Consider the following 8,851-nt stretch of genomic DNA (forward strand, 5'->3'; position numbering starts at 1 on the left):
GTCAGGGCATCGGGAGGTCCTTGAGGGGGACCTTCTGGCCCGTGTGCTGCTCGGAGAGGTCGGCGAAGGCCTGCCGGACGACCTTGGCGAACAGGTGCGATCCCTTGAGGCTCGGGTGGATCCGGTCCGACTGGAGCTGCTCGGGGTGGTCCCGCACGGCGCTCGCCCAGTCGGCGACGATGACGTTGTCATGGCGCTTGGCCAGGTCGGCCAGCGTGGCGTTGTCCTCGCTGATCCGCCCGAACGGTCCCATCAGGTTGACCAGGACGATCATCCGGTCCGGGCCAAGGGTGGTGATGACGCTCTCGGCGTCCTTGGGGTCGACGCCGGCGTTGGTGCCGAAGGCGAGGACCACGGCGCGCCGGTTGTCCTTGCCCCGGGCCCGCACGGCGGCGAGGCCGTCGGACCAGCGGCGGTTGGACCTGGCATCCATGCGGATGCCGGGGAAGTAGTAGTCGAGGGCATGGACGCTGCCGACCATCATCGAGTCGCCGTAGCCGTCGATCTCCGGCCCGGTCGGCATCGCGAAGACCGGCCGGGCGCCCTTCTTGGTGGCACCCTTGCCGCTCTTGTCACCGCCGGTGGGCGTGGGGGTGGGGGGCGTAGCGGTGCCGCCGGGCGCCACCGTCGCCGTGCCGCCGACGGTCGAGGTCGCCCGCGGGGCAGTCGGCGCGGCGGAAGGAGTCGTGACGCTCGCTGGAGCACCTGACGCCGCCCGAGCAGCGTTGGCCTCCAGCATGCGGGCCGTCTCGGACTGGTCGGGCGCGGTGACGACGATGACCGCCATCACCAGACTCGTCACGGTGGCCGTCGCCACCACCGCGCGCCGGGCACCCACCGACCAGCTCACCGTCCGGTCGAAGACGAGCCGGGCGACGCCCCTGAAGCCGAGTCGCCGGAACGGCGTCTCGACGAGCCGGAAGGTCAGGTCGGCCAGGGCCACCGTGACGAGCACGCACCACGCACGCGTCAGCACGTGGTGGCCCGTGCCCGGCACGGAGGGGAGGTCTCCGGCGACGAGGAGGATCACCGGCCAGTGCCAGAGGTAGATGGCGTAGGACCGGACGCCGACCCACGTCAGCACCGGGTGGTCCGCCAGCCGCTGCCAGGCAGCCACCCGCGACCCGCCTCGGTCGACGAGGCCGGCGATGAGGACCGCGGTGGCGACGGAGGCCAGGGCGATGCCGCCGCGGAACGTCGCTGCCCGCTCCTCGTCCAGGACCACGAGGAGCACCAGGAGCACCGCCGCGGCGACCGGCACCGCGACGGGGGCGGCCCGGCCCCACGCGGACGGGCGCACGCGCAGGGCAAGGGCCGGGCTGGCCCAGGCGAAGGCGAGAGCAGCGCCCAGCATGAGGCCCATGACGTGCGTGTCGGTGCCGTAGTAGACGCGCGTCGCATCGGCGCCGGGCGTGAACAGGGCAGCCATGAGGGCCGTCGAGGCCGCCGCGATGGCAAGCGTCACCGCGACCCGCGTGCGCGGGCGGGCGAACCGGAGCAGGAGCAGGGTCACGAGTGGCCAGACGAGGTAGAACTGCTCCTCGACCGCCAGCGACCAGAAGTTCATGAACAGCTGGGGTGCCGTCTGGTCGAAGTAGCTCGAGCCCGCGGTGATCTCGACCCAGTTCGTCGAGAACGTGAGGGCACCGAGCACCTGGCGGCCGGCGTGGACGAGCAGGTCCGTCGACACCACCCGCGCGATCAGGACGCTCACGGCCACGGTCAGCACGAGGGCCGGCAGCAGCCGCCGCGCCCGCCGCAGCCAGAACGTCCGGAACGCGATCCGTCCGCTCGCCTGCAGCTCCCGGGCGAGCAGCGTCGTGATGAGGAAGCCCGACACGACGAAGAAGACGTCGACCCCGAGAAACCCACCGGGCAGCCACGACGCGTCGAGGTGGTAGATCAGCACCGCGAGGATCGCGACCGCTCGCAGCCCGTCCAGACCCGGGATCCGCGCCGACCGCCGGCGCGCATCGGCACCCCGAGCACCGGACGACGGCGTCGGGGCATCGACCGGGCGGTCCGCGCCGCCCGCCCGGACTCCGGTCGACGTCGTCACGTCGCTCCCTTCCGTGGCCCCTGGTCGGTGGTGCCGGTGATGCTGCCAGCGAGCATAAGGACGACCTGGGACATCGTCGGGGAGCCACGCGGGGCAGGCGCCGAACGGGACCCGCGGCCGCCTATTGTCGTGCTCATGGTCAGGGCCACGATGTTCGTCCGCGGCGCCGTCCAGGGCGTCGGGTTCCGCTGGTGGACGCGTGCGCGGGCCCTCGAGCTCGGTCTCGTCGGCCACGCCCGCAACATGGCAGACGGCCGGGTCGAGGTCGTCGCCCAGGGTGAGCAGACCGCCGTCGAGCGCCTCGAGACCCTCCTCCAGGAGCAGCCGACGACGGCCGGGCGCCCCGGCCGCGTCGAGAGCGTCACGACGCAGTGGAACGGTCCGAGGGACGGAATCTCGGGCTTCGTCGAGCGGTGAGCCGCCTACCCTGAGCCCGTGACGGAACCGGAGATCCCCAGCGACCTCGCCGACCTGCGCCGCAGCATCGACAACATCGACGCTGCGATCATCCACATGCTCGCCGAACGGTTCCGGTGCACGCAGAAGGTCGGCGTCCTCAAGGCGCGCAGGAACCTGCCGCCCGCGGACCCGGCCCGCGAGGAGCAGCAGATAGCCCGCCTCCGGTCCCTGGCGCACGATGCCGGCCTCGACCCCGTCTTCGCCGAGAAGTTCCTCGCCTTCGTCATCGCCGAGGTGATCCACCACCACGAGCGCATCGCCGCCGCCGAGCCGGCGTCGACAGAGCGCACCCAGCCCTAGTAGAGCGTCGCCTCCTGACGGGCCGGCAGCTCAGCGTCATACGCCTGGGCCTGCTCAACCGTCTCGAAACCGCGCGCCTCGAGCGTCATCTGCCCGGCCGTCGGCAGGCAACCCGCCGGGACGCGGTGGTCGGCCTCCCACAGGCGGGCCCGCCGGACCGCCCGGGCGCACTGGAAGAAGACCCGCTCCACTGTGACGACGATGAGCGAGGCCGGGGCGCGCCCCTGGACGGTGTGACCGGCCAGCTCGTCGGGGTCGGTGGAGATGACCGCGGTGCCACGCACCCGCAGCTCCTCGCCCAGCCCGGGCACGAGGAAGAGCAGGCCGATCCGCGGGTCGCGGACGAGGTTCGTCAGGGTGTCGAGCCGGTTGTTGCCGCGCCGGTCGGGGATGACGATCGTCCGCTCGTCGCGGACCTCGGCGAACCCGGGTGCGTCGCCGCGCGGCGACTGGTCCAGGCCGTGCGGGCCGGCCGTCGCGATGACGACGAACGGGGCGGCGCGCACGAGCTCGGCGTAGGCAGCCGTCAGCACCTGCGTCTCCTTCGCGAGCGACACGGCGCTGGGCGCGGTGGGATAGACCTCCCTCAGCCGTTCGAGGTCCGTCACCAGGTGTTCGTCCGTCATCGTGCTCATCCCTCGATCTCGGTCTCGCCGTGCGGAGTCGTCAGGCGCGCCGCGAGCCCCGGCGCCCCGGGCCGCACCCGCACCGGCGCGTCGAGGGCGGGCAGCTGCGCCTCGAGCGCCGCCACGTCCGGCGTCGTCAGGACGAGCTCGGTCAGTCGGACGCCCCGGTCGGGCAGGACGGTCGGCGGCGGCGGGGTGTGCCACCTGATCAGCGACGGCGCGAGACCGCCGAACGGCATGGAACCGTCCTCGGCGACGGTCAACGCCCACCGGTTCGTCCCACGCGACAGCTCCCTCACGTCGGGGCGGCCGGCCAGGGAGGTGACCCGCACGACCCAGTGGACGAGCGCCGGTCCCGCGGCGAGCCGCTCGCGCATCGCGGGGGTGTCGAGCTCGAACCAGCGTGGTCGCGGAGACCGAGCGCCCGGCTCGGGCGCGATGAGCTCGAGATACGCGGTCGGCCCCAGCGAGAGGAGCAGGTTGTGAGTGCCCTGGTCCGTATGCCGCCCACCGGGCTCGAGCGGGCAGCCGAGCTGCCGCTCCAGCCGGTCGCGCCCCGCCTCGAGGTCGGCCGTTGCGACGACGAGATGGTCGAGCTCCGGGGCGGTCGGCATGCCTCGTGAGCCTACGCGCCGTCGCGCCTGCCCGGCCGCAGCCCGCACCGGCCGTTAGGCTGACCGGGATCGTCCGGAGAGAAAGCAAGGGTTCGTGTACGTCAAGAGCCTCACCCTGAAGGGCTTCAAGTCCTTCGCCTCGGCGACCCAGATGCGCCTCGAGCCGGGCATCACGTGCATCGTCGGGCCCAACGGCTCCGGCAAGTCCAACGTCGTCGACGCGCTCGCCTGGGTCATGGGCGAGCAGGGGGCCAAGTCCCTGCGGGGCGGCAAGATGGAGGACGTCATCTTCGCGGGCACCGCCGGGCGCGCCCCGCTCGGTCGCGCAGAGGTGACCCTGACGATCGACAACACCGACGGCGCCCTGCCGATCGACTACACCGAGGTGACGATCTCGCGGACGATGTTCCGCAACGGCGGCTCCGAGTACGCCATCAACGGCACCCCCTCGCGGCTGCTCGACATCCAGGAGCTGCTGTCGGACAGCGGTATCGGCCGCGAGATGCACGTCATCGTGGGCCAGGGCCAGCTCGACACCGTCCTGCGCGCCACCCCCGAGGAGCGGCGCGGCTTCATCGAGGAGGCCGCCGGAGTCCTCAAGCACCGCAAGCGCAAGGAACGTGCCCTGCGCAAGCTCGAGACGATGGAGGCCAACCTCACCCGGGTCCAGGACCTCACGGGGGAGATCCGCCGGCAGCTCGGCCCGCTCGGGCGGCAGGCCGAGACGGCGCGCAAGGCCGCCGTGATCCAGGCCGACGCCCGCGACGCCCGGCTCCGGCTGCTCGCGGACGACCTCATCCAGCTGACGTCGACCCTCGAGCAGGAGGTCGCCGACGAGACGGCTCTCGTCCAGCGGCGCGAGGAGGTCGAGGAGGCGCTGCGCGACCTGGCGCGACGGCTCTCCGGGCTCGAGGCCGCCGCCGAGGAGGCCCGGCCGGCCCTGGCCCTCGCCCACGACCAGTGGGCCGCGCTCGGTCGGCTCGTCGAGCGCATGGCGGCGACCCACAGCCTGGCCACCGAGCGGGTGCGGCTGCTGTCCGAGGACCCCGGCGACGAAGGTGCAGGCGAGCCCTCGCGCGACCCCGTCGCGCTGCGCGAGCAGGCCGCCGAGGTGCGCGAGCAGGAGGCGATGCTGCTCGAGGAGATCGCCGAGCTGAAGGCGACCCTCGAGGAGACGGTGCTCTCGCGCAACGAGGCGGAGCGCGCCCACGCCGAGGAGACGAGCCGGCTCGCGCGGGCGGCCCGCGCTGCCGCCGACCGTCGTGAGGGCCTGGCCAAGCTCGCCGGCCAGGCCGGGGCCAAGGCCTCGCGCATCGAGGCCCGTGAGGCGGAGATCGCCCGGCTGCGCGCCAGCATCGAGCAGGCAGCGGCCCGCGCCGCGGAGGCCGAGCAGGAGTTCGCCCGGCTCGAGGCCACCGTCGCGGCCGACGAGGAAGGCGAGCACGGCCTCGACAGCGCCTACGAGCAGGCCGCCGAACGGCTCGAGGCCGCCGAGGCCGAGGTGGCCCGCTGGAAGCAGGCCGAACAGGCCGCCGACCGGGCCCGCTCGACCGCCGCCGCTCGCGCCGAGGCGCTCGAGCTCAGCCTCTCGCGCAAGGACGGCGCCGCGGCCCTGCTCGCCGAGGCCGGCGAGGGGTCGGGTCGCATCATCGGCTCCGTCGCCTCGCTCGTCACGGTCGAGCCGGGCCTCGAGAACGCCGTCGCCGCGGCCTTGGGGTGGGCCGCCGAGGCGCTCGCCGTCGGCTCGCTCGCCGACGCCGCAGACGCGCTCGAGAGCCTCCGCAAGGACGACGGGGGCCGCGCCACGCTGCTGGTGCCGGAGTCGGCCACGCCCGCCGACCCCGCAGGCTGGCCCACCCTCGACGGCGGGGCCCGCTGGGCCCGCGACGTCGTCACCTGCCCTGACTCGGTCCGGCCGGCGCTCGACCAGGTGCTCGAGCGGGTCGCCCTCGTCCCCGACGCCGAGGTGGCCACCCGCATCGTCCGGGACCACCCCGGCGTCACGGCCGTGACGGCCGACGGCGACGTCTACGCCCCGGGCTGGGCCCGCGGCGGCAGCAGCTCGGCGCCGAGCCTCCTCGAGGTGCAGGCGGCCTTCGAGCAGGCGCAGGAGGAGGCGGAGCAGGCGACCCGCGAGGGGGAGCAGGCCCGGTTCCAGACCGCCACGGCGGAGCGCACCCGCGCGGAGCTGGCCGAGGAGGTCGACGCGATCCTCGACCGGCTCAACGAGAGCGACGCGCGGATGTCGGCCATCGCCGAGAAGCTCGGCTCGCTCGGTCAGACGGTCCGTGCCGCGCGCGCCGAGGTGGAGCGCACCGAGCGTGCCATCGCCGACGCCGAGACCGCCCGAGCAGCCGACGAGGAGGCGCACGACGAGCTCGTCCAGCGGCTCGAGGCGGCGAGCGCCGAGACCGAGGACGACGCCGACCCGTCGACCGAGGAGCGCGACCGGCTCGACGCGCTGGCTCGTGAGGCGCGCGCCGCGGAGACCGAGCTGCGCCTCGGGCTGCGGACTCGCGAGGAACGCGCCCGGGCCCTGCGCGACCGAGCCGACTCCCTCGAGCGCAGTGCCCTGGCCGAGGAGCAGGCCCGCGAGCGCGTCGCCGCACGGCGCGCACGGCGGGAGCACGAGGCGAAGGTCGCCGAGGGCGTGCGGGTCGCCGCGGCCTACGCCCATGACGTCCTCACCCGGTCCGCCGAGCGGGCCGCGACCGTCCGCGCGGCGGGGGAGCAGGAGCGCACCGAGCGCGACGCCGAGCTCGCGATCGTCCGCCGCGACATGGCGACGCTGCAGGAGGAGCTGCGCGAGCTGACCGACACCGCGCACCGGGACGAGGTGGCCCGCACCCAGCAGCGGTTGCGCATCGAGCAGCTGCAGACCAAGGCCGTCGAGGAGCTCGGCATCTCCCCGGAGGCGCTCGTGGACGAGTTCGGACCGCACCAGCTCGTGCCGTCCGTGCCCGACCCGTCGGCCGACCCGGACGCAGAACTGCCCGAGCCGGTGCCCTACGTCCGGGAGGCGCAGGAGAAGCGGCTGCGCCAGGCCGAGCGCAAGCTGAGCTCGCTCGGCCGGATCAACCCGCTCGCCCTCGAGGAGTTCGCCGCGCTCGAGGAGCGCCACAAGTTCCTGACCGAGCAGCTCGAGGACCTGAAGAACTCCAAGCGCGACCTGCTCGACATCGTCAAGGAGGTCGACGAGCGCGTCGAGAAGGTGTTCGCAGAGGCGTTCGCCGACACCGCCGTGCAGTTCGAGCGGGTCTTCCAGCGGCTCTTCCCCGGCGGCGAGGGTCGCCTCGTGCTGACCGACCCCGGCAACATGCTCACGACCGGCCTCGAGGTCGAGGCCCGGCCTCCGGGCAAGAAGATCAAGCGGCTCTCGTTGCTCTCCGGTGGCGAGCGCTCGCTCGTCGCGGTCGCCCTGCTCGTCGCCATCTTCAAGGCCAGGCCGTCGCCGTTCTACATCATGGACGAGGTCGAGGCGGCGCTCGACGACGCCAACCTCGGCCGGCTCATCACGCTCTTCGAGGAGCTGCGGGACAGCTCCCAGCTCATCGTCATCACCCACCAGAAGAAGACGATGGAGATCGCCGACGCGCTCTACGGCGTCAGCATGCGCGGCGACGGCGTGACGACCGTCGTGAGCCAACGCCTGCGCGACGTCGCGGACCAGCCCGCCTGACGCGCCGGCCGGTCCGACCGCCTCGCGCGGTAGTCTCCGATGTCCCCGACTTTGAAAGAGGGCCGATGGAGATCTGGCCGGGCAAGTCCTATCCCCTGGGCGCCACCTACGACGGAACGGGCGTCAACTTCGCGGTGTTCTCAGAGGCCGCGACCCGGATCGAGCTGTGCCTCATCGAGGACGACCTCAGCGAGACGCGCATCGACCTGCCCGAGGTGGACGCCTTCGTCTGGCACGGCTATGTCCCCTACATCCACCCGGGACAGCGCTACGGCTTCCGCGTGCACGGGCCCTACCTGCCGGCCGAGGGGCACCGGTGCAACCCGGCCAAGCTCCTCCTCGACCCCTACGCCAAGGCCATCGTCGGCCAACCGGACAACACGCAGGCGACGTTCTCCTACCCGCTCGGTGATCACGAGGCGGCGCTGCGGCCCGAGCCGGAGCAGACCGACAGCCTCGGCCACACGATGCTCTCCGTCGTCACCAACCCGTTCTTCGACTGGGGCGACGACCGCCCGCCGCGGCACGAATACCACGACAGCGTCATCTACGAGGCCCACGTCAAGGGCCTGACCGAGCTGCACCCCGACGTCCCCGAGCAGATCCGGGGGACCTACGCCGGCGTCGCGCACCCCGCCGTCGTCGAGCACCTCACCTCGCTCGGCGTCACGGCCGTCGAGCTGATGCCGGTGCACCAGTTCGTCCAGGACGGCTTCCTGCGCGACCGCGGCCTGCGCAACTACTGGGGCTACAACACGATCGGTTTCCTCGCCCCGCACAACGAGTACTCCTCGAGCGGACAGCTCGGCGAGCAGGTCCTCGAGTTCAAGGGCATGGTCAAGGCCCTGCACGCAGCGGACATCGAGGTCATCCTCGACGTCGTCTACAACCACACGGCCGAGGGCAACGAGCTCGGGCCGACCCTGGCCTTCCGTGGGCTGGACAACGACCGCTACTACCGGCTCGTCGGTGACGACCTCGCGCACTACTACGACACGACCGGCACCGGCAACGCGCTGCTCATGCGCAGCCCCCACGTCCTGCAGCTGATCATGGACTCGCTGCGCTACTGGGTGACCGAGATGCACGTCGACGGCTTCCGCTTCGACCTCGC

General features: G+C 72.9%; 7 protein-coding genes. 4 read left to right on the forward strand and 3 right to left on the reverse strand.

Going from position 1 to position 8,851, the window contains the following annotated elements; genetic code table 11:
• Nucleotide 1 precedes the first annotated feature (1 nt).
• Nucleotides 2-2,059, reverse strand: coding sequence for an acyltransferase family protein (locus N864_RS15935; protein ID WP_081793946.1), 2,058 nt, complete (start codon nucleotides 2,057-2,059; stop codon nucleotides 2-4).
• A 135-nt stretch (nucleotides 2,060-2,194) separates the two neighbouring features.
• Between N864_RS15935 and N864_RS15940 the strand changes: the two genes are divergently transcribed.
• A complete protein-coding gene (locus tag N864_RS15940) occupies nucleotides 2,195-2,476 on the forward strand; it encodes an acylphosphatase (protein WP_034718992.1) in 282 nt (93 codons plus the stop codon).
• An 18-nt stretch (nucleotides 2,477-2,494) separates the two neighbouring features.
• The gene (locus N864_RS15945; RefSeq protein ID WP_034718994.1) at nucleotides 2,495-2,818 is read left to right on the forward strand and encodes a chorismate mutase; all 324 of its coding nucleotides are present in this window, start codon (nucleotides 2,495-2,497) and stop codon (nucleotides 2,816-2,818) included.
• Here the strand turns inward: N864_RS15945 and N864_RS15950 are convergent.
• A complete protein-coding gene (locus N864_RS15950; protein ID WP_240474362.1) occupies nucleotides 2,815-3,453 on the reverse strand; it encodes an MSMEG_1061 family FMN-dependent PPOX-type flavoprotein in 639 nt (212 codons plus the stop codon). The two genes, N864_RS15945 and N864_RS15950, sit on opposite strands and share 4 nt — an antisense overlap.
• The gene (locus N864_RS15955) at nucleotides 3,450-4,058 is read right to left on the reverse strand and encodes a VOC family protein (RefSeq protein ID WP_034718997.1); all 609 of its coding nucleotides are present in this window, start codon (nucleotides 4,056-4,058) and stop codon (nucleotides 3,450-3,452) included. Before N864_RS15955 ends, N864_RS15950 begins: the two co-directional genes overlap by 4 nt.
• A gap of 94 nt (nucleotides 4,059-4,152) precedes the next feature.
• Between N864_RS15955 and smc the strand changes: the two genes are divergently transcribed.
• Both smc and N864_RS15965 read left to right on the forward strand, forming a co-directional pair.
• The gene (gene smc / locus N864_RS15960; RefSeq protein ID WP_034718999.1) at nucleotides 4,153-7,737 is read left to right on the forward strand and encodes a chromosome segregation protein SMC; all 3,585 of its coding nucleotides are present in this window, start codon (nucleotides 4,153-4,155) and stop codon (nucleotides 7,735-7,737) included.
• Nucleotides 7,738-7,802: 65 nt separating this feature from the next.
• The coding region (locus N864_RS15965) for a glycogen debranching protein (protein ID WP_034719001.1) at nucleotides 7,803-8,851 on the forward strand (1,049 nt) is incomplete at its 3' end.

Source organism: Intrasporangium chromatireducens Q5-1 (assembly GCF_000576575.1).
Taxonomy (GTDB): domain Bacteria; phylum Actinomycetota; class Actinomycetes; order Actinomycetales; family Dermatophilaceae; genus Intrasporangium_A; species Intrasporangium_A chromatireducens.

Coding starts and splice junctions, on each gene's coding strand:
- N864_RS15940 (WP_034718992.1), top strand. CDS start 2,195: ATGGTCAGGGCCACGATGTTCGTCCGCGGCGCCGTCCAGGGCGTCGGG.
- N864_RS15950 (WP_240474362.1), bottom strand. CDS start 3,453: ATGAGCACGATGACGGACGAACACCTGGTGACGGACCTCGAACGGCTG.
- N864_RS15955 (WP_034718997.1), bottom strand. CDS start 4,058: ATGCCGACCGCCCCGGAGCTCGACCATCTCGTCGTCGCAACGGCCGAC.